Source organism: Leptospiraceae bacterium (assembly GCA_016708435.1).
In the GTDB taxonomy this organism is placed as follows: Bacteria; Spirochaetota; Leptospiria; order Leptospirales; family Leptospiraceae; genus UBA2033.
Genome location: JADJFV010000038.1, coordinates 162,317 through 183,524 on the forward strand (window position 1 = coordinate 162,317; position 21,208 = coordinate 183,524).

Consider the following 21,208-nt stretch of genomic DNA (forward strand, 5'->3'; position numbering starts at 1 on the left):
TTACTAGGCGAAGGTCGCGAATACATGGAGCGAAGGGTGGAATTAACACTGATAAAAGAACGATAAAAAACGATATGAATTCATACCAAATCACGATTATTAAATCAATATCGTATCGCTTTATCCCGTATAACGGAGCTCTCGGTGGCAATCTTTAAGAGTCCTGTCAGAGAATAAGCATCCTGTTTAATAATCGATTGACTCAAAGGATAGGAGTTGTTGCTATAGTAGTATTGCCCCTAAAACCATGACTGTAAGAGCTACAAAACCCCAAAAATCGAAGAAGTCGACTACGGATGCTACTGAAGCATTCGATTTAAAAGAGATTTTACAGAAAATGCCAATGTTTTCTACATTGACTCCTGAGGCATTAGATTTAGTCATCAAAATCTGCCAAAAACGAAAGCTTAAAAAAAACGAAGTCCTATTTAAAGAAGGGGACGCAGGTGATTTTGCCTATATCATTGAAACCGGCAAGATTGAAATTTATACAGAAATGTCAGGCGATAAAGTTATCTTTGCTACAAAAGGTGGTGGGACAATTATTGGAGAGCTTTCGCTTTTAGATAAAGCTCCTAGAATGGCAAGCGTTAGAGCCATTGAACCATGTAGAGTAGTTGGAATTGGAAGCAAAGACTTTATGGAGCTTTTGACTACTCAGGCTTCTATTACAAATGGAGTATTACAAGACGTAGTCGCTCGCTGGAGGCAAAATGAAGGTATCCTCAAGAATCGAGAGCGCGAACTCCAACAAGCCAAACAATTAATTGAAGATCAAAGACAAAAGTCAGAAGAGCTACTCCTGAATATCCTCCCCAAAGCCGTCGCAGATGAATTAAAAGTAAAGGGAGCGACCCAACCGCTTCATTATGATTCAATTACTGTTATTTTTACAGACTTCAAAGGCTTTACCAAAATAAGCGAACAGATGAGTCCGGAAGAATTGGTCGGACAATTGGATTATTTCTTTTCTGCTTTCGATGGATTAGCAGACAAATACAAATTGGAAAAACTAAAAACGATAGGCGACGCTTATATGTGTGCCGGGGGGATACCAACGGTTAACCGCACTCATCCGGTAGATGCCTGTCTCTTTGCTCTTCAAGTTCAATTTATCATGCAAGAAACAAAACGTAAGAAGTCTGAGCAAGGTCTTCCCTTCTGGGAATTACGTTTAGGAATCCATACAGGTCCCGTTGTTGCAGGAGTGATTGGAAAGAAAAAGTTTGCTTATGATGTTTGGGGGGATGCTGTGAATACGGCTGCTCGAATGGAATCAAGTGGAGAGCCTGGTCGAATTAATATTTCCGGTAAAACCTATGAACTTGTAAAGGATTTCTTTGACTTTGATTATCGTGGAAAAATCGAAGCCAAGAACAAAGGCAAGATTGATATGTATTTCCTAAACAATATCAAGAAAGAATTTTCTGCCGATGAATCAGGCAGACTACCAAACGATAAATTCTGGAAGCTATACAATAAACGCTTTTGTTAATTCAAAAGAAAAACAAAAATACTCAGCCTTTTCTTTGAAGAAAAAAGGGATCAAAGTAACTCACGCTCAGCGCTGGGAACGTAACCCTGCGTAAGGTGAATAAACAGAAAATACTTGAAACTATGAACCTAAAATAAGTAAGAGTAGAATAGAATATATTCAATTCCATGAAACAAATATTAGTAGTCGATGATTCTGAAACTAGCATCTTATATCTTCAATTAATTTTACGTGACTATGAAGTGATCTTTGCTTTAAATGGCAATGAAATGTGGGAACGGCTAAATGAAAGTAGCCCCGTATTAATTTTAATGGACGTAATGCTTCCTGACGCCAATGGCTATGAATTAGTAAAGCAACTATCAAAGACTGAGAAATATAAAGACATTCCAATTATTTTCCAAACAGCTAAGAGTTCTGGCGATGATTTAGAAAAGGGATTCGAGTCAGGAGCAGTAGACTATATTCGAAAACCGGTAGACAAGAAAGAACTTAAAGCCCGTGTGAAGTCTGTTCTGAAAATAAAAGAGCTTGAAAATGAACTGTATCAAAAATCGATTACGGACTATTTGACTGGAATTTACAATAGAAGACATTTTTTTGAAATTGCAGCAAAGCATTTAAGTTTTTGTCAAACTTTAAAAAAGAATCTAAGCATTGCCCTTTTAGATATAGATTTTTTTAAAAAGATCAATGATACTTATGGTCATGATGCAGGTGATTTTGTTTTAAAAAAATTCGCAGAGATTATTGGACAAACAAAGAGACCTAATGATATTCTGGCTCGATATGGTGGAGAAGAGTTCATTTTATTGTTCTTTGAAACTGATAAATCGGAAGCTCTAAAAATTTTAATCTCCATTCAAAATGCAATTGTAAATAAAAAAATAGTATTCCATGAATTTGAAATTGAATGCAAGTTTAGTTGTGGTTTAGTCGACTTACAAGAATTTGCCGATATGCCTCGAATTGACGATCTTATTCGGGATGCGGATAAAAGAATGTATACTGCAAAACTAACTGGAAGAAATAGAATTATTTATGAAGGCTGAATCTCCACTAAACTATTGACTTGAAAGATAGCCTTATTATTTTGATTAATATTGAGAACAAGTTGCATTATATATAAACTATAGAAAATATTTGACGACAGCTATCTATTTATTTAAAAAGAAAATGAGACGTATTTATTCTATCTTAGCCATTTTGCTAATTGAAAGGTCACATTTAAGTTAGGATTCTAAAGAGGATAATGTTTCAGTATTATGAAAAATACTAGTTGATATTTGGTGCAAAATATCTTACCTAGAAATTGCATAAACTCTTAGTGTGAAGGACATATGTATGAGAAAGAAAATTCTTTTAGTAGATGATGATGAAATATTTCTTGAATTCATTAAAAATGCATTGGAGAAAAAAGACTACGAAGTCTCGACAGCAGATAATGGGGAGGATGGACTCAACAAATTTAACAAAAATTCTTACAATCTTGTAATTACCGATATTTATATGCCTGTAATGGACGGTGTGCAATTTATAAATAATCTTTTATTATTCGAAAATAAACCCGTCATTATCGCTCAATCCGTCCAGTCCGATATGCACTTAGTCATTGAACTCATGCAAAATGGAATCTATGATTATTTGCTCAAGCCTTATAACATTACCGAATTATTTTTAAAAATAGAAAAAGCCTATGAGATGGCAGAGCTAAGAATTCTAAAAGAGAATTTGGAAAAAGAAAGAGAAATTCGAAATGCCCATATACTGAATTGGAATAAATGGAAAGAAAATATTCTGAAACGGGATCAAGATAAAATTGATGGAAACTTAATTGGGAGTATCCGCACTTCTTTTAGTCAGGGAACAGGGATAGGAACGCTCTTATCTACAATTGACATTCTAGAAAGAAAATCGAAAGAAAAAGAAAACCATTACGAAGTCAATAAATCATTGATGAAAATTCTATTTGAAAATGCGAAGAGTGCTACTCGCATCATTGAAGTATTAGATGAAATTGATAGAATTCAAACTAGTGATTTGGAACTTGAAAAACATTGTATTTCGGATGTGTATCGGATATTAAATACTGCTTCGATCCAATTAAAAGACTTTGAAAAATTAAAAAATCAAACTCTTGTTATGTGCGAAAATAAATTTAGATACTTCTCCTCCCAGGTCAATATCAATCCTGATTATTTAGAAAAAGCTTTCAAAGAATTGCTTTTGAATGCAATTAAGTTCTCAACAGACAATAGCAAAATCTATATCCTTTTTGAAGCGAAACAAAACAGTATACTCATTTCTGTTTTGAACACTCCTACACATGAAGGAGATATTTATGGAATTCAACCTGAATATTCTAATATTATATTTGAACCATTTTTTAGAATTACAAAATTAGTTTATGAGTCCATTCCTACTTTGGATTTTGGGCTCGGTCTTACTATGGTAGATAAAATAATTCTAAGACATAACGGAAAAATCAGAGCGAACAATCTACGTAGTTACCTGGATACAAATGAGGATGGATCCCCCAGCACCCTTGTGAATTTTGAAATCGAAATTCCGATTTCAAAATAACACGAAACGGTTATAGTTTACAAAATTTTAGCCAATTAAAATTCATAGAGACAATTAAAATCTTGTTTGAGCTCATTAGAGGAAACTATGAACTATTTAGATAAATCAAAAGAAGAACTGATTCAAGAAATACAGGTATTGCAGCAAGAAAAGAATTTCCTGAAGACGTTTTATGAAGACAAAGACAGACAAGTAGATACGCAGCTTAAAGAAAGCGAAGAAAAATTTAAAACTATTTTCGATAAAAGTTTATCTGCTATGATAATCGCAGATGATCTCGGCAATTATTTAGCTGTAAATCAAGCTGCCTCGCAACTCTTTGGTTATTCAATGAGTGAGTTTGTGCAAATGAATGTTAGAGATTTAATTACTGTCAGTGATCCAAATGCCAGCGAACGATATAAGGAGTATATTAGGAAAGGCGAAGAGATTGGTGAATTTAATTTTATTTCCAAAGACGGTATTCCTAAAATTGTTCAATACCAAGCAATTCGACTGAAACCCAATTTTAATTTAAGCATTTTGATGGAAATTACCAAACTTAAGCAAGTAGAGCAAGAATTAAAAATAAATATGAAAAAGCTAGAATCTCTAAATAATACAAAGGACAAATTCTTTAGCATTATAGCGCATGATTTGCGTAATCCGTTCGCAGGAATTATAGGTCTTTCAGAAGTCGCAGTAACAAAGCTAAGAGAAGAGAAAAAGAAGAATCAGAACTTCTGAAATATATGGAGTTAATTTGCGCGGCCGGTAAATCTGGATTTGATTTATTGGAAAATTTGATGAAGTGGGTAAAAACTCAAACCGGAGAAATTGTTTTTAATCCAGAAAATATTTCTATGAATTATCTAATCTCTCACGCTATTGCAATCACCGAAGGAAATGCATATAACAAAAATATAACAATACAGAGTCAACTATCCGAAAATGATATAGTCTTTGCAGATCAGTCTTTAACGAATACAATTCTTCGAAATCTTCTTACAAATGCTATTAAGTTCACCCATTCTAACGGAAAAATTACAATCTCAGCAAAAGAGAAAAATGATTTTTTTGAAATTTCAATTTTGGATTCAGGTATAGGTATTGATCCAGCGAATTTACAAAGAATTTTTATTTTAAATTCCCAGAGTAGTAAACTCGGCACAAACAAAGAAGGAGGAACAGGGCTTGGACTCATTCTATGCAAAGAATTTGTAGAAAAACAAGGTGGAACTATTTGGGTAGAAAGTGAACTCGGAAAAGGAAGTAAGTTTACTTTCACTTTACCAAAAGGAAGATGAAAAAAGAATAATGAGACTGTATAGTTTACAGATAATTAGCTGCTTGCAATGAGAAGTGAATAAGTAAAAAGATTTACAAATCTTAAAGTTTTCTTCATCTATAGGAAGATGCGTTTTAGTAAGGTTATTGATTAATAAAATGAGAGTATTTCAAAACATAAAAAAGATTCCTATCAGCAAAAACATTCTGACTTTGATTTCAATAAACTTGGTAATAACCTTGATAGGATTAGAAGTTTTATCGTTGGCTTTCTTTTGGTTTCAAGAGAAAAGTTTTTATTATAATAACACCAAGCCTACACAAAAAGTTTTTTTAGAATTGGAAAAATCTGGATTCAATCTAAATGACTCTATCGGTGGAAGTCTTCATCCTTTTTTAGGTTATGTAATAAGACAAGGCATGAATCCATTTAAAGAATTTGGAATTAATGTAAACAACTATGGAATGTATTCCAAATTCGATTACCCATTTATAAAATCTAATCAGAATCAATTTATAATTGGTACATGAACATTTATTTTTATTAAAACAGGGATTAGAATGTTGGGAATTTTATCAAAGTAAAGTAAAAGAGTGTGATACGGAAATCGAAAAATTATTAAATGAATTAACCAAAGACAAGGATAAACACGATTCTTTAAACCATCCTAAAAAAATAAATAGTCACAATAAACCCGAAATAGAGGATTTGCATGGTAAGCTGCTGATGTTAACTAATGGAGTGGATATTAGCGTATTACCCGGACTAAGTGATTTAAGTTTTATGCAAATAATTTCAGAATTAGGAATCAATATGGATAGATGGAAAAGTTCAAAACATTTCGTATCATGGTTGAATTTAGCTCCGAGTATTAGTTCTTCTGGAAAGTCAAAGAAGAAGAAAAAGAAGAAAGGATTTAATTATGCAGGTCAAATATTTAGAGAAGCCGCAATGCGCGGTGGGAATAGCAAGTTTTTATCAATAAGCAGTTTCTATAAAAGAATCAGAGCAAGAAGTGTAGCTAAAGTTGCAAATGTCGCAACGGCAAGAAAGATCGCAGTATTATTTTACAACTTATTAAAACATGGACTGAATTATGTAGAAGAAGGAATCGAGAAAGCTGAAATGAAATTCCGAGAACGCTCAATCAAAAGTATGGAGAAGAGAGCGCTGGATCTCGGATTAACGGTCATCTTTCAAACGATTAAGTAGCTGGTTCGTTTATAGCTTGGCTGATGTACCATAGCTCTTTTCCTGTCATATAAGGTTTGTTGAATGGGATGTGGGACATGGATAATTGATTCTATTATTTTGTTGAAACAGCTATTATATGAATATAAGGAATTCTCAAAATATCGTGATGGATATAAAATGAGGTATCTGGAAAAGTATCTTTGAATAGAGTCTTATAATCCTCTTCCTTGCGGATGAATTGACCTCTATCTTGAAGAATAATCTTTCTTGCTATCCAAGATTGGTTGGAAACAAGGATATTATCAAATGAAACGAATCTTCCAGCTTCTTTTAATGCTTCCCTCGCAGTATGGAATAATTTTTTACAAGATTCATCAGGGAGATGATGAATCAACCCACTTGCGAGAACAAGATCGTAATAGTTTTTGTTTTTAAGATTAGAAGATTCAACTAGCTCACAATTCAGGTTTATTTTCGGATTTTTTCCATACAATTTCTTTGCATGATCTATGTATATTTTAGAAGCATCATAACCTTCGTACTCTACATCACCTAGATATGGAATGATAATTCCTATTCCACAACCAATATCCAAGACCTTCATATCTTGAAATGGCTTTAGGTATGTAATTACGAAAAATTGACGACCTTTTTTTTCTCCAATCATTTGATTGAATAGATTGAAGATAGATGAATAAGATAAAATTTTTTTCATGTTTTTAAATTTGATGATATATACAAAACATTCAAAGAAACTTACTGGTAAGAATTTTTAGTAATAATAAGACTTCTACGAATAAAAGTCAAATAAAAAAACCATTTCATATTATTATCTTATCTTGAATAGATTTATAAATTGTCTGATACTTTTCAAACGAAATCCAATTATGAACAGGTATAAATACAAAACTCTCTTTTAATCTTTTTGCATTGGGTAATTCAACTCCCTCTATGGATGCTAGATTCATTAGGTTTGTTGCACCTGTTTCTACTCCATTTCGGAATAATTCATTCCTTACAAAATCTAAATCCTCTACAGGAATAACATACTGCCAAAATGTATGTCGCTTATTATTTTGTGATTCGGTAAGATTCAAGAATGAGTTCTTTCCCAAAATACTTTTTCCTGCTTCCACTGCAATTGATATGTCTTTTAATCGATTAGTAATTAGATCATCGAGGTTATCAAGCTGTATAGAAATCATCTCACATTGAACACTTGCTATATCTTCGAAATAAAAATCTGAAGTTTATTATGAATAAAATACTTAATTCTAGCTCCAAGTATCTGTTCAAATTTGTTGCGATTGAACTTTTTAATCAACCAGAGTAATGGATATACAAAAACTGAAAAAGGAATTCTATTTAAGCTTATATTCCAAACCAATGTTGTTTGAATTATCCTAGCTATTCGACGAGGATTAGGTTCTATATACTTAGAGACTTCTGATTCTAATAATTGTACTAGCTCTTTATCCTTAGTTGCAACGAAAGCACCATTGTATCCATCTACATATTTAAGGAGAGATGCACTGTATATAGATGCGTATCCAAAAGAACCTAAAAATTTACCATTATAACTTGCAGAGATATTGTGAGAAATATCCTCTATTAAAAGAGTATTATTCTCTTGGCATATACTAGCAATTTCCTCAATATTGGGAACATATCCAAATAAATAGGTTAGAAGAAAACAAGGAGGTTTTGTTTTCAGCTTAGTTTTAAGATCATTTAAATCTACACAGAAAGTTTCTAATTCAATATCGACAAAAACAGGTTTATGTCCTAAGGTTTTGATAACTTCCAGCATAGGACCAATTGTAATAGGTGTGACAAGTATTTCACTGTTCTTTGGAAGATTCAGTGAAACTAATATTGCATGAAATGCAGTCCTCGCATATGGAAATAATACAACATTATCGTAATTAAACTTCTTACTAATTTTTTCACACAAATTTTTCTTTGTATAGAATTGGCGTCTCGCAATTCCTTTAGGATTTACTAATGAATGAAATAAATAAACTAAATCCTCTCTTACAGAATGTCTTATTGATCCTCGGCTTATTGGCATTATTTTTATATATCCTTACTTAAATTATTCTTTATCCACTGCATAGAAACCCTATATGAGTTTGCTGCTATAAGTAAAGCTACAGTGCTACCTGGTATTTCTGGAAAAGAGGAACTATCAATCAAGTAAACATTCTTCAATCCATAAACTTCCCCATTAGGATAGGATTGACCTTCTTTGGGTGATAAACTCATAGGTATAGTACCACCGTAATGCCAACCGCCAAGTTTATTTCCTCTAAAAAAATCTGCTATTTTATTTCCTAAAGGTATGGGTAACATTTTAAGACGGTTCCAGTTTTTTAAGACTGATTTAAGAATCGAACTTTGATATTGAGTATTATCCATTGATTGTTCTTGCTCCTGAATTATCATTGAATATCTTAATGAACCATCAGATGATTCATCTGTATTCATTTTTATCAAAGTAGACTTTCCAATTTTAGAGTGTACAACTGAAATTGCAAAGTAAAATGTATTCCTAAAAAGTTGTGCTAGAGCACCTTTAAAAAAAGGAAGCTTATTAGAAATTGCTTTAATTATTTGCTCGTTAATCGCAGTAATTTGAGTGTGGGACCATGTATAATTGGTGGCTTTTGAATTAGTTTCCATAAAAAATTCTGGAAGATTAGCATCTCGCCTGATTCGAATCTCCTTTTCCAGTGTGAAACCGATTCTTATAAATGCATTTATATATCCTACTGGTGATTTTAAATAGTATTCACGAGTTCCTACACCATACAAACTTCGATCTACAATACCTGTGGTATTTATGCAACCTGCCCCAAGAAATACTGAGTCATATTCGCATGACAATTCTTGTAAGTGATCCTGGTTTTCATATAAGAGTTGTAATTTATTTCCCATTTTCTCTATCTTTATAACATAAACAGCTGATTTATATACTATTCTTCTATCCAATTTCAAATCATTAAAAAAAGTTGCAGTGCTAAATATCTTTGCCGTCTCTAAGTTTTCCTCGGTTTGTTTTGCTAAAGCAATTCTTGAGTATCCTAAAAGGGTGTTGTCCTGTTCTAAACTTTGATTGTTATTTAAATTCCCATTACTTGGATATAATGGAAATTCTTTTTGCAATTCATCATCCTCATATAAAAGATTAAATTGAGAAAGTACTGCTCGATAGTCTTCTGATCTAGGTCTACTTGCTTCTGGCCAATCAGTTAAATCTTGATCTTTAGGATAAAAAGTTGCTCCACTATATACTGTACTGTAACCACCTAAAGCATGACTAGAGCAAATTCTCTTAGAATCTAGTTTAATACTCCATCGATTGTCATTAATTCCATAGCAAAAATATGAACCTTGCTGAGTTTTAGCATTTGGAACTGCTATGTCTGGTTGATCAATAAATCTTGTTTGAAGTCCTATATCAAATATATGTAACTCTAGATTTTTTTCTTTTGATAGTGCTAGTGTTGCACCAAATCCTGCGAATCCTGTTCCAATAATAGCTACTTTCATTTTATTTCTATAAGATAGGGCGAGGAATATCTTTAATTTTTTTACATGGATTTCCTGCGTAGAGACTATAAGATTCCGTATTTTTACTTACAACAGATCCTGCACCTATCATACAATTTTCTCCGATAACAACTCCAGGTAAAATTGTACAATTAGCCCCTATCCATGATCCATCAGATATTTTCACATTCTTTACTTGGTTGTATATTTTACTTAGGTAACTATTTGAAGGTGTTGCTGTATGTGTAAAAATTACTGTATTGTGTGAGATTGTAACTAGATCTCCTATCTCAATCATTTCAGCATAATTTGTATCACATATTACATTAAATCCAATATAACAGCCTTTACCAACCTTTACCCCACATAGACGCAAGAGATAAGCCCTCATATTTGAAAAAGGTATTAAAGACATCCCTACCATCATTAAATACCTTCTAAGAGCGGCTATTATTAATATCATTTTTTTTTAATTCATTCATTTTCTATTCTACCTATTTGTGCCTGTTAAACCATCACCTGAAATATTTTTTTCCCAGAGACTTCCTCTTCCTTCCAAGCACTTGTAAATTCTTTATCTTTATTAAAATTAAATACAACCAAATAACCAGTCTCATGGTTTCTGCTATCCAAATATCCTGCCAATTGTTATAAGCCTTCGCTATGATAGCTCTCTTCATACCACAGTTTGAGTTCAATGATATACTCTTTTTTATTAAATGTGACAATCATATCACTACGGCGTTCATAACTATGTTGTGGCTCCAGATAGTATAATCCAGAGCCGTTGATGATGGGTTTGATAAATGAGATGAGTAAAAGCCTACCATGTCTTTCATAAAATTCTAAATCTTTTTCTGAATAAGTGTTCTTGATAAATTCCTGAAATTTAAGTAAAGTTTTATGAATATCTAGATTTCCAGAAGTATCTAAATAATTGCTCTCAAAGTGGTTCTGATTTTTTAAATAATTAGCAACTTCCAACTTGGAAGATATATAATTGTATAAGAAGATTTCAAAAATCTTATTCGCTATTGCTATCTTTCTAGTAATTTGCATTTCACTTCTCCCATTACTATCTCCTATTCTACCCCAAAAATTAAAAGCTTAAAACAAAATCGGATTGCGTTTCTTTCATAATAAGGTGTTATGAAAGAAACTGGGTAAAATTTTTTATGCTCAAAATCTTAACTAATCTTACTGAGTAGTTCCATACTTCCACAGGGTCTACCTGTAAAAAGTAGGAAATGTGTAAGAATGGAGATAGAGGAGATATTGGGATAACGATGTTTATATTCTTTTTCCCGACTAAGTGCAGGTAGACCCTCGGCTTTAGTTTATTTTCTTGATACGATTATCTATCTTGTATTTTTCTATGATTTTTTTTCCGTTCTTCTTTCTTGGCTACCTATCGGTTGAGGGAGTTTATTTGCATGAATTAAAAACCCAAAGCCTAGCTACCGCATTAAAAAAACTTCCTGAGTATTCTAATAAAGAGATAATAGTTTTATCCTTTGCAATTCAAGGAACAAAACAACCTCAGCAATTATTGTCTTTGAATTATTTTTTATCCATTGGACAAAAATTTGACATGGTAATCAATATTGATGGATTCAATGAAGTGGCTTTAACATTCATGAACAATCGAGAAAAAGTTGAATTATCTATGCCATTGGCAGATTTAACTTTGCCGCTGATAAATATGGCTAATCATACTTTGTCTACAGAAGAGATGAAAGCCATGATTCAAATCAATCAAATAAAAAATGATTTAAAAGCAAGCATTGCTAGATCAAGTAATTGCTGGTTTTCTTTGTGCTATTTAGTTACCTCTACTCAGACAAAATTTTTAATTAATTCCTATCAGAAACAAGCACTTGGATTTATTTCAGCAAGAGCTATTTCGTCGAGCAAGTCTGAAAATACCGATCAGCCTTCATTGATTTATTATAATAGACTAAAAGAAAAATTACCTGATTTTCTCGTGATTGAAAAAAGTGTGGCAATTTGGAAAGACTCTTCTTTATTTATGCACCAAATTACCACAAACAACGGTATAAAGTATTTTCATTTTCTTCAGCCAAATCAATATTATCCCACCAATCATGTTTTTAGTGAGAACGAAAAAAAAATTGCATTTTATGCTGATTCACCCTATACAGAAGGTGTTATAAAAGGCTATCCAGTATTAATCTCTAAAATCTCAGATTTAAGAAGTCTACATATAAACGCATTTAATATGGTGAATATTTTTGACTCTGTAAAAGATGATGTCTATATGGATAGCTGTTGTCATTACAATGAACAAGGACAACAAATAGTAATTGATTTTATTGCAAATTCAATCTTATCCACTCATCACTAGATAAAGATTCAATAAAATGACAAACCAAATGCATTTTGGATTGGAGATTCAATAGCAAAATCATTAAATCTGATTTTAATTTGGAACTGCGTAATTTCATTGCCACAGGATGTGATTTATTGAACACATCTTATATACTCATTCCCATCTCTAACATCAAAGAAAGTATTGGTATAAATATTCATCCTTATCCCTTTAATTCAATCATCGGTTTCTTCCTATTTCTTGGCAAAAAGACATTCAGTTTATATGCTCAAATACGATCGGTTTTCGGATTCTTAATCCTGTAAATCCTGTCTAAAAAAAAGAAACAATTTGACAAAATAAAAACCATAAAATTCTATAGATACTATAGGTATTTCTTCTCTAGTAAAAGCAATGAAAAATACAAGTAGATTTTTGTTGTTATAAATAGGCGAATGAGTCTATGCATTAGAGAGAAAACCAAAGTATATGGGAGAATATTTTTATGAAAAAAACACTAAGTATTATTTTGGTTCTGTTTGTATTGGGACAGTGTGTTATTTTGGATCCATTGGGTTTAACAAATGATCGTATCAAAGGCTCTGAGGCAGCAAGTCAAATTAGAAGCGCAGCCATAACCCAAGATCTTCTATTAGGGATTGTCCTTATTGGAAGACCAATTATTTCTGTATGGTCTATTGTAGCAGATAAGCTAGCAGGAATCGATTCTGGAGCTTATTATCTAAAAAGTGATGTAAATAAATGCGTAAGTGATATTAAGGGCTTTAAAGGTTTTGTTCTTGGCTCTACTCTCACTGTTCTTACTTCGTGTAAACTAGACAAACCAGACGGAATACTTCTTGGTGATCCATTACCAAAACTATAAAATCTGATTTTGTTATATCGCAAAAGATTATACCTTTGCGATATAACAGTCTTAATCGCTAAACTCGAAGCTATAGGAGTTACACTCAATTAGCCTTGAAAGTAATAAATCATTTTACAAATTCCTTTAAATCAATTGCAGCTACTTTGATACATCGTTCAATGATTGCATCTAGTTCTTTCATGTTATTCGGTCCACTTTCTCCATCATGCATACGAGAAGTTGTGCCAACTCTACCATAACCATTTACGAAGAAAATATTTTCAAAACTAAGATCTAATGATTGATTTGAATAGCCCACTGTAAAGATAAAGTGACAACTCCCAGCAGTCGGCATTACATTTATAGGATTATACCCCATTCCTAACACGAACATCAATCTTTCATTTTCTTCTTTCTTTGTGGATAATCCCCGTTCACCGTATCTAAAAGTTACCCAGTCTGTTATGTTTTTTTTCCAAGTCTTAGCATCTTTTTTATATTCAATTTTATCTGCAAAGATGCGTTGTTCTGTTGGTAATAGTGTTGCACAGGATAAATTCAATAGTAACATTAGAAAGATAAAACTTCTAAAAATGAAGTTTATTGAAGTCGTATTTATACAGTTGCTTAATTTTGTTTTCTGATTCATAATAATTTCCTTTTAGCAATTGAAATAATTTAATCTCAATTGCTTCTTCAACTTTAGGAAATGCGAACAGAAAAGTAAACTATACTTTGTATGACCGAGAAAGCGGAAAACGGTGATTTTACTCACCGATTAAGCAAGAGGTTAGCGAATACAACGCACATGTCTGGCAACATCTTTTGTGAAGGATTCTATTTTGCCATTGTCCACAAAGAAATAATAGGCTGAGTCGCTAGAATATTCATCTGATGTCCAATAGTAAGTTCCTTCCGTTTTCCAGGGCTCTAGTAGTTTTACTTTAAACGCTTTTTTTAATTCTCTTCTCTTTGGTAATCTCATTTGAATGCTAGCACATTTTGCTTTTGCATCACTCCAATTCAAATATCCCTGATAGGGACTCCATTCTTTTGTCTTCCCTGTAATTTCTTCTAAGGGACTTGTGACTTTAAATTGACCTTCTGCCCATTGACCACTTAGCTTATTTCCTTTTGCAAAAGTATAAATTCCTTTTCCATGTCTTTTTCCATCTTTCCACTCTCCAACATAATTTTCACCATCTGAATAAGTATACGTTCCAATTCCGCTTGGCTTCCCGTCTTTGAATTCGCCTAAATATTTATCGCCATTTAAATGAAAATAAGTTCCTTCTCCATTTCTTAATCCATTATCGTATTCACCGATGTATTTATCGCCATCAGAATAGGTGTAAGTTCCCTCTCCATTCAGATTGCCATCTTCAAATTCCCCGACATACTTATCTCCATTTACAAAAGTATAAGTTCCATCTCCTTCTTTTTTTCCGTCCATGTATTGACCGGTGTATTTATCGCCATTCGCATAAGTCCAAGTTCCTTGTCCATTTTGACAATTCCCTTCGTTGCAGCAATCTTTGCAGTTTTTAAATTCAGCAGAATCTTTGGACTCTGCGATTAGCCCTAAGCCTATTAAGACTAGGCAAATGATTAGGATTGGTATAAGTTTAGTTTTCATTCCTTTAAACTATTTTGAATGAATTTCTTGTAAATCCTTTTTACGAGTTTAGTTTAGTTGCACAGGCATGGATTCGGTTCACTCAGACTGAAGCCGTTATTGCAAAAGAATAAACTGGCAGAATGAAAACAAACAGTAGTTCAAACAGTAGTTCTAATTTTTAACTCCACAATCTAATTTTTAACTCTACAATCTAATTTTTAACTCCACAAACTAATTTTTAACTCTACAAACTAATTTTTAACTCTACAAACTAATTTTTAACTCTACAAACATAATTTTTAACTCTGCAAACTAATTTTTAACTCTGCAAACTAATTTTTAACTCTGCAAACATAAATTTTGAAATAAAATTGAAATTTTAGCTCAAAAGTTCAATAATTCAGACAAATAACTCTGTGGGAAAAGGGCTTTTATGTTGGCGCTCGATTCATTGGAATTGATATTACGAAAGATTTAGAAGACTTAAAATCTAAGATTCGAAAAATAAAAATTGGTGAGACCGGTTATAGCTATGTGATGAGTTATAACGAAACGAATAAGGCTGAAAGGAGTCTGCTACACAAGAACAAAAAATAGCCATTGCTGAAATATTAGAAGCTGTTTCAAGGATGAATGAAATGGAATTCTTTAAGATATAAAATGAGTTTTATTTTTCTGCTATGACTAGCATTTCGTAATCATCTTTTCTAAGCTTATCTTCACGCGAAAATGCTCCAAGCTTTGCGGCGAGAATCACAATGGTTTTAAATCCAAGAGATTTTAGTAACCATGTAATTTCGGATGGAATATAATATCTTTCATTGCACTGTAACTCTTTTTTATTTCCATCATCATCTTCAATGATTGTAATATTATCATCTCGAAATGTCATAAGATCAAACGTATTGTTGTGATAGGTTGCATTTCCTTCTTGCTTGCTACCTTCCAAGAAAGATTCAATGGAATGAAAGATTGGAAATAATCCATTGAGTGTGGTAAATATCAATTTGCCTTTTGGCATAAGTGCGTTAGCCGCATTCCTTAGAATTTCAAAATTCATCTCATCCGTTTCCATTAAAGGAAAAGATCCTTCACACAGCATAATCACAAGATTGAATTGATTTTGAAAGGTTAATTTTCTAGCATCTTGTTTTTGAAATTCGATTTGTAGATTGTTTGCTAACGCTTTTTCTTTTGCTCTCTCTAATTGAGACTCGGATAAATCAACGCCTAATACATTGTAACCCCTTTTAGCTAATTCGATCGAATGCCTTCCTGTTCCACAACCAATATCTAGAATTTTAATTGACTTATCAAAATTAGCCTCTTTTTCCAGGAAGTCACATTCACCAACTGTTCCTTGCGCAAAACCTTCTTTGTCATACTTCTTTCCATAATTTTCGAATAGAGCTTCATACCATTGTTTCATTGCATTCTCCTTTCCGCTAATTGCACTTTGAACCAGACAGGTGAGTGGACTTTTTCTTATTCAGTCAGTCTGATTCTACAATGTCTTTATTTAGACTATAGGCTTGAATTATTAAAAAACCTAAAGTGGCAAATACTCCACCGAACATAATGAAAAGTTCCGCTCCATAGGCTGCGGAGGTTTCTCCTACATATACCATATAGAGTAGAGGAGCGATATATTGATTGGCAAATAAGGCAGAGAAGATCATTTGATTTCCCGCCCCACCTTTTAAGAATTGCCATAGAAATAAATTTTTATTGGCTAATACAGTAGATGCAGCTAAGCAAGCCATGAAGCACATTTCCAAAATAGAAATCCCAACTCTAGGATCAATTCCCATACTTAGATAGGTTGGATTTTCAAATAAATGTCCGATCAAACTGAGTTCTCCAGGAACCAAGGCTAGATGAATCAATATATCATCTAAGATAAAAACATTTTTAGGAGTCTTACGCAAATACACAAGAATCTCATAAATACTAAAAAGGAAAAACCCTAAAGAAGTAAACATAGAAGTCATGACCAGCGAAGAAGTCGTATTGATATGCACTGTAGGAGCGGACATTAACATCAAAAGGGAAGAAAGATTTCCCCCACCCACGATCATTAACAAAGCTACATTGACAGTAAAAGGCCAGAGAGAGAAATACCTTGTCGCCAATCGAATTCCTACGATAAAAAACAAGGATATGGCAGTGAATATCGACATAACCGGTCCATTTGGGTTATAAAACAAAGGCATTCCCAAAGCCCATGCTATAATCACGACCACTGATCCCCCAAATATAATAAAATCTAAAATCCTAGCTAATTTCTCTGAATACTTTTCCATACGATTCTCCAAATGCCTTTTTGAATCAAAATAGAATTCCAATTTCTCCTGTCAAAGGTTTAATTGTAAACCTTGACAATCTCCATTGAATGCGAACGATTGAAATGGTTTTATCAACTTGACAATTTTTAATCCAAGATTTCCTTAGAAGAGAGGCTAATCTATTTTATTTTCAAAGAAAACAAACGGTATAAAACTTTTTACGGATGCAGGGAACGGACTCTATTCATGGGGTGGAGAGATATATAAATCTGATACAGTTAGGTATTGTATACGACCTTACTCAAAAGCAGTGGGAAAGCTCATTCCAAAGTATATAAAAAACGGGAATGATAGCAAGATCCAGCACGCATTTCCAGAGACTTATTTAAAACTTTTACTCACAGACCCAAATCCTTATATGAGTGGTCAGATGTTGCAAGAAAAAATGGCAGCACAATTAAAACTCAACAATAATGCGTTTTCCTATATTGTGCGCGATGAATTTGGTCATGCAAGAGAAATATATCCTCTTTCCGCAGCCGGTGCAGAATCTATATACGACAACGGCATATTGTATTTAAAATTTATTTTAATCAACGGCGAATTAGTTACCTTTCCCTATTCGGATATCATTCATTTGAGGCAAGAGTTTCACAATAATGAAATATTTGGAGATAGCCCCATCGAAATACTAAAACCGTTATTCGAAATAGTGAAAACTCCTAGCAAAGGTTTTTTTCATACAATTAAGAAAAAGGGAATGCTTAAATGGTTTTTAAACGATAAAGGTGATATAAAGAAAAGCTCACAAAACCAAAAAGCGAAAGATTTTAAAAAGTTATATTTAAGTCCTGATAAAGAAATAGGCGATGCAAAATTAAACAGCAAGCTTGAGGTTACAGATGATTATCTACTTAGTGAGTTGCTAAAGGATGAGATTACAACAAAAATTTACAACCTATTTGGGACGAACGAGAAAATTATTCAATCTAGTTTCACATCAGACGAATGGCTAGTCTATTACCAATCAGAGATTGAACCAATCGCAAAACAATTGAGTGATGAATACACAAGAAAGCTTTTTTCGAGATACGAAAGAGAGTGCGGCAATTCAATAGTATTCACATCTTAAAATATGAAATTTTTTTTCCTTTGTATGCTTCTATCTATCGAATTATTTTCTCAGGAAAAAATTCCTGTATTGAATCAGGTATTTCCGGCTGCATCTAAAGAAGGTCGTGAAAAATACAAAGCAGAAATGTTAGATAGCATCTCCTCCGAAATGACTGCTTTTCAAAATAAAAAGAAAGAATCTGTTGTAAAGAAATCTCTTAATGCTATGAGAATATTAAATTATCTCGAAGAGGATGGTTATAATTATTTAAAGCTTGCCTTGAAAGAATATCCTTCCTTTTCAGAGGGTTTCTATTCCGATGTTTTGGAAACAATCTATACTCTTTACCGAACTGGATTTGATGAAATAATGGAAAATGTTTTTTTAACAACTAAAAGCCCAAAGCATTTCGCCGTTGCAGTGAATTATAAATTACGTTTAAATCCAGATCAGAATCTGGAATATTTGAATACTCTTAAATTCAAATTTAAAAATTCGGATACTCACCCAATACTTAGAATTCTTTCTAAGTATTTAGAAATTTCTCCCGCGGAGTATTTAAAAAAACGCCCTCCAATCGCAGAATTATTCTCGAATGATTACGGAGAAGACACCTATGTTCTTTTTAGTCTACAGAGGTTAAATCGTGATTATCCGGGACTTTGTTTTATTAAAAAACCGGATGGGACTTTTTTACGTAGAGTGGATGGTTCCATATTTTCCGCATCACAATTGGCAAGGTCTGTTTCTGATTTGCCTTCTTATATAACAAATGGAAATACACCACAGGGAATTTTTTCTATCCAAAATATCATTCCTCTTAGAAATGAAGAGATAGGACCAACACCTTCTCTTATTACTGCTCTACCGATTGAGATTTCTACAGAAAAGTATTTTCATAAGAAAAAAAATGGTAAATGGAATTTGGATTCTTATTTGAGTCTTTTGCCTGATTCATGGAAGGATTATTTTCCAATCCAGGAAGCATATATCGCCGGTGAGATTGGAAGAAATGTAATCTTTGCACACGGGACTACCGTTGATACTGAATTTTATAGGGATTACAGCTATTATCCGAATACTCCGACAAAGGGTTGTTTGTCTTCCAAAGAAATATGGTCAAAGAAAGATGGTAAATGCATTTACAGCGACCAAATCCTTTTAGTCAAAGCGATTCAAAGTATCGGAAAGGCAAAAGGATTTATGATAGTAGTAAACCTTGACGCGAAGGAAATGCCTGTTAGCCTCGATGAAGTGCTAATGGATATTCTAGAAGCAGAAGAAAAACCATCACTGTAGCTTTTAAGAATGAATAGACGCGAACTCATACAACACATCCGCCAAAGACTTGGACAAAGAAATCCAAATAGCTTTAGGCGTGGAATTACTCTCACTGTAATAGGACTCATTCATTTGCTCTTTGGCTTTTTTAGTTTATTGATTAGTATTGCTCGAATGTTAGTCATTGGAATCAAAGAGCCTTTTCTTTTTTCCCAATGGATTGGTATATACAATGTATCCTTTGAACTGAGTCCTATGCTTTTATGGATTTCCGGAATCGGTATACTTCGTGCAAAGCGATGGGGTTTTGTGATAGGATTGTTCTGGGCTTTTCTTTCTATTCTTTTTTACGCATTACTCTCTATTATCCGCAAGTTTTATTGGGGAGATTTTTCGGCTCCTTTAGGTTGGGGAAGTTGGATTGTAATTTATTACTCCATTGCATTTATTTTAGCAGCCACAGTATCTTTGAGGAAAAATAAATGACCCCGATTGATCATGCGGCTTGTGGATTAGCAGCGGGTGCGATTATGGCTCCTGCAATCAAAAAAATTTTTAAAGTCCCCTTTCGCTCGCAGTATATTGTCGCAATGATTGCTGCCCTATTTCCTGATATTGATGCAGCCTCTTTACTTTTTAGTCATGCCATCTATTATGGAAAAGAGTGGTATTCCCATCATTTCTTTTTTCATTCTTTTGCGGCTGCTGGTCTAATGTCTTTTTTATTTGCATGTATTTATATTTGTGGGGCAATCACGATACGTGGACTTCGTAATCTTACAAGAAGAGATAAGATACCACTTGAACATAGAGTATTTAAATTTTTTGGAATGTTTATTGTATCCTTTTCCTGTTACTGTGTGCATTTTCTCGGAGATTTACCAACACCTCCCGGACCCTGGAATGGAATCGCAATGTATTGGCCTTCTAATCAAATGGCTGGTGGATGGAGTAAGATTAATTGGCATAATTGGTATATCATCTATCTTTCCATTTCTTTTCTTGTATTCTTTATTCCGACTGCAATCGTTGCAGGAATTTTTTCCTCTGTAAAATCTAAATACGCTCAGTGGATTAGTAATATTATCCGCACTGCAACAGTCCTACTTGCGATGCATTTTATTTATCAGACCTATACATTTATTGATAAAAACAACTTCAAAGAAATGGGTGCTGCTAAATGGGATTCTTTGAATCGTTCTCTGATTCCAAAAGAATACATGAAAAATGCAGATGAGTATTTTGGAAAGAGCACAGTTTTTTGGCGCAAAGAGCTTTTTAATAGAGATGATTTTATTAAAATGGGAAATGCAATTCTAGCTTCCATGGAATCCTTCCATGAATTTTTATCTCCGAAAATATCTGTAGTATTGCCTTCTAGCTCTTTTGAAAAGGACATGATTTTTTATCGAAGGTTACAATCTATTTCCACTGGAATGGATGATTTACAAGAAGGAGATTTTCGCGTGTGGTATATTCGGGATTCTCTACCTGCTGGAGATTTTTTTAATAAAGGTTTTATTTTATACTATGATTCTATTATAGATAAATTTTATCTTCAAATGACAAACTCGTGGATGATTCTATTTAAAATTGAAGAGCGTGATTCCGATGGGAATGCA

At 33.1% G+C, this 21,208-nt stretch carries 24 protein-coding genes; 14 read left to right on the plus strand and 10 right to left on the minus strand.

The window, feature by feature from the left end; all coding sequences use genetic code 11:
- The first annotated feature begins 580 nt into the window (after positions 1 to 580).
- The 7 genes from IPH52_28600 to IPH52_28630 all read left to right on the plus strand — a co-directional run bounded on the left by IPH52_28600 (position 581) and on the right by IPH52_28630 (position 6,557).
- The gene (locus IPH52_28600) at positions 581 to 1,495 is read left to right on the plus strand and encodes a hypothetical protein (protein MBK7058943.1); all 915 of its coding nucleotides are present in this window, start codon (positions 581 to 583) and stop codon (positions 1,493 to 1,495) included.
- 167 nt (positions 1,496 to 1,662) lie between these two features.
- Entirely contained in the window at positions 1,663 to 2,547 is an 885-nt protein-coding gene (locus tag IPH52_28605) for a diguanylate cyclase (GenBank protein ID MBK7058944.1), read from the plus strand.
- A gap of 292 nt (positions 2,548 to 2,839) precedes the next feature.
- Complete coding sequence (locus IPH52_28610) at positions 2,840 to 4,078, plus strand: response regulator (protein ID MBK7058945.1); 1,239 nt, start codon at positions 2,840 to 2,842, stop codon at positions 4,076 to 4,078.
- Positions 4,079 to 4,165: 87 nt separating this feature from the next.
- Positions 4,166 to 4,804 carry a PAS domain S-box protein gene (locus tag IPH52_28615; GenBank protein ID MBK7058946.1) on the plus strand — a complete coding sequence of 213 codons (639 nt, stop codon included), beginning with the start codon at positions 4,166 to 4,168 and terminating at the stop codon, positions 4,802 to 4,804.
- A gap of 5 nt (positions 4,805 to 4,809) precedes the next feature.
- Positions 4,810 to 5,364, plus strand: coding sequence for a HAMP domain-containing histidine kinase (locus tag IPH52_28620; GenBank protein MBK7058947.1), 555 nt, complete (start codon positions 4,810 to 4,812; stop codon positions 5,362 to 5,364).
- Positions 5,365 to 5,584: 220 nt separating this feature from the next.
- Entirely contained in the window at positions 5,585 to 5,875 is a 291-nt protein-coding gene (locus IPH52_28625; GenBank protein MBK7058948.1) for a hypothetical protein, read from the plus strand.
- Positions 5,865 to 6,557 (plus strand): transposase, encoded by a 693-nt coding sequence (locus tag IPH52_28630; protein MBK7058949.1) that lies wholly within the window; start codon positions 5,865 to 5,867, stop codon positions 6,555 to 6,557. Before IPH52_28625 ends, IPH52_28630 begins: the two co-directional genes overlap by 11 nt.
- Positions 6,558 to 6,651: 94 nt before the next feature.
- On the opposite strand, the gene IPH52_28635 is transcribed toward IPH52_28630, so the two are convergent.
- From IPH52_28635 to IPH52_28660, 6 genes are all read right to left on the minus strand, one after another.
- Entirely contained in the window at positions 6,652 to 7,254 is a 603-nt protein-coding gene (locus tag IPH52_28635; protein ID MBK7058950.1) for a class I SAM-dependent methyltransferase, read from the minus strand.
- Between the two features lie 106 nt (positions 7,255 to 7,360).
- On the minus strand, positions 7,361 to 7,744 hold the full coding sequence (locus IPH52_28640; protein MBK7058951.1) for a hypothetical protein: 384 nt from the start codon (positions 7,742 to 7,744) through the stop codon (positions 7,361 to 7,363).
- Between the two features lie 17 nt (positions 7,745 to 7,761).
- The gene (locus IPH52_28645) at positions 7,762 to 8,610 is read right to left on the minus strand and encodes a DegT/DnrJ/EryC1/StrS aminotransferase family protein (GenBank protein ID MBK7058952.1); all 849 of its coding nucleotides are present in this window, start codon (positions 8,608 to 8,610) and stop codon (positions 7,762 to 7,764) included.
- Positions 8,611 to 8,615: 5 nt separating this feature from the next.
- Positions 8,616 to 10,091, minus strand: a complete 1,476-nt coding sequence (locus IPH52_28650; GenBank protein ID MBK7058953.1) for a hypothetical protein — start codon at positions 10,089 to 10,091, stop codon at positions 8,616 to 8,618.
- A 7-nt stretch (positions 10,092 to 10,098) separates the two neighbouring features.
- Positions 10,099 to 10,554 (minus strand): acyltransferase, encoded by a 456-nt coding sequence (locus IPH52_28655; GenBank protein MBK7058954.1) that lies wholly within the window; start codon positions 10,552 to 10,554, stop codon positions 10,099 to 10,101.
- A 185-nt stretch (positions 10,555 to 10,739) separates the two neighbouring features.
- A complete protein-coding gene (locus IPH52_28660; protein MBK7058955.1) occupies positions 10,740 to 11,150 on the minus strand; it encodes a hypothetical protein in 411 nt (136 codons plus the stop codon).
- Positions 11,151 to 11,520: 370 nt separating this feature from the next.
- Between IPH52_28660 and IPH52_28665 the strand changes: the two genes are divergently transcribed.
- Positions 11,521 to 12,456 carry a hypothetical protein gene (locus IPH52_28665; protein ID MBK7058956.1) on the plus strand — a complete coding sequence of 312 codons (936 nt, stop codon included), beginning with the start codon at positions 11,521 to 11,523 and terminating at the stop codon, positions 12,454 to 12,456.
- A 469-nt stretch (positions 12,457 to 12,925) separates the two neighbouring features.
- Positions 12,926 to 13,306 (plus strand): TIGR04452 family lipoprotein, encoded by a 381-nt coding sequence (locus IPH52_28670; GenBank protein MBK7058957.1) that lies wholly within the window; start codon positions 12,926 to 12,928, stop codon positions 13,304 to 13,306.
- A 109-nt stretch (positions 13,307 to 13,415) separates the two neighbouring features.
- Here IPH52_28670 and IPH52_28675 read toward each other — a convergent pair whose 3' ends face one another.
- Together IPH52_28675 and IPH52_28680 are read right to left on the minus strand one after the other, a co-directional pair.
- Positions 13,416 to 13,937, minus strand: coding sequence for a hypothetical protein (locus IPH52_28675; GenBank protein ID MBK7058958.1), 522 nt, complete (start codon positions 13,935 to 13,937; stop codon positions 13,416 to 13,418).
- 141 nt (positions 13,938 to 14,078) lie between these two features.
- Positions 14,079 to 14,924: a hypothetical protein gene (locus IPH52_28680; protein ID MBK7058959.1), complete on the minus strand. Its 846-nt coding sequence runs from the start codon at positions 14,922 to 14,924 to the stop codon at positions 14,079 to 14,081.
- 390 nt (positions 14,925 to 15,314) lie between these two features.
- Between IPH52_28680 and IPH52_28685 the strand changes: the two genes are divergently transcribed.
- The gene (locus IPH52_28685; protein MBK7058960.1) at positions 15,315 to 15,503 is read left to right on the plus strand and encodes a Cache 3/Cache 2 fusion domain-containing protein; all 189 of its coding nucleotides are present in this window, start codon (positions 15,315 to 15,317) and stop codon (positions 15,501 to 15,503) included.
- Positions 15,504 to 15,573: 70 nt separating this feature from the next.
- On the opposite strand, the gene IPH52_28690 is transcribed toward IPH52_28685, so the two are convergent.
- Both IPH52_28690 and IPH52_28695 read right to left on the minus strand, forming a co-directional pair.
- Positions 15,574 to 16,335 carry a class I SAM-dependent methyltransferase gene (locus tag IPH52_28690; GenBank protein ID MBK7058961.1) on the minus strand — a complete coding sequence of 254 codons (762 nt, stop codon included), beginning with the start codon at positions 16,333 to 16,335 and terminating at the stop codon, positions 15,574 to 15,576.
- 64 nt (positions 16,336 to 16,399) lie between these two features.
- Positions 16,400 to 17,209, minus strand: coding sequence for a hypothetical protein (locus IPH52_28695; GenBank protein ID MBK7058962.1), 810 nt, complete (start codon positions 17,207 to 17,209; stop codon positions 16,400 to 16,402).
- A 292-nt stretch (positions 17,210 to 17,501) separates the two neighbouring features.
- Between IPH52_28695 and IPH52_28700 the strand changes: the two genes are divergently transcribed.
- The 4 genes from IPH52_28700 to IPH52_28715 form a co-directional block, all read left to right on the plus strand.
- On the plus strand, positions 17,502 to 18,323 hold the full coding sequence (locus IPH52_28700) for a phage portal protein (GenBank protein MBK7058963.1): 822 nt from the start codon (positions 17,502 to 17,504) through the stop codon (positions 18,321 to 18,323).
- A 24-nt stretch (positions 18,324 to 18,347) separates the two neighbouring features.
- Positions 18,348 to 19,604, plus strand: coding sequence for a hypothetical protein (locus IPH52_28705; protein ID MBK7058964.1), 1,257 nt, complete (start codon positions 18,348 to 18,350; stop codon positions 19,602 to 19,604).
- A 9-nt stretch (positions 19,605 to 19,613) separates the two neighbouring features.
- Positions 19,614 to 20,072 carry a hypothetical protein gene (locus tag IPH52_28710; GenBank protein ID MBK7058965.1) on the plus strand — a complete coding sequence of 153 codons (459 nt, stop codon included), beginning with the start codon at positions 19,614 to 19,616 and terminating at the stop codon, positions 20,070 to 20,072.
- Positions 20,069 to 21,208, plus strand: a 1,140-nt coding sequence (locus IPH52_28715; GenBank protein MBK7058966.1) for a metal-dependent hydrolase, incomplete at its 3' end; no start/stop codon positions are given. The genes IPH52_28710 and IPH52_28715, both read left to right, overlap by 4 nt.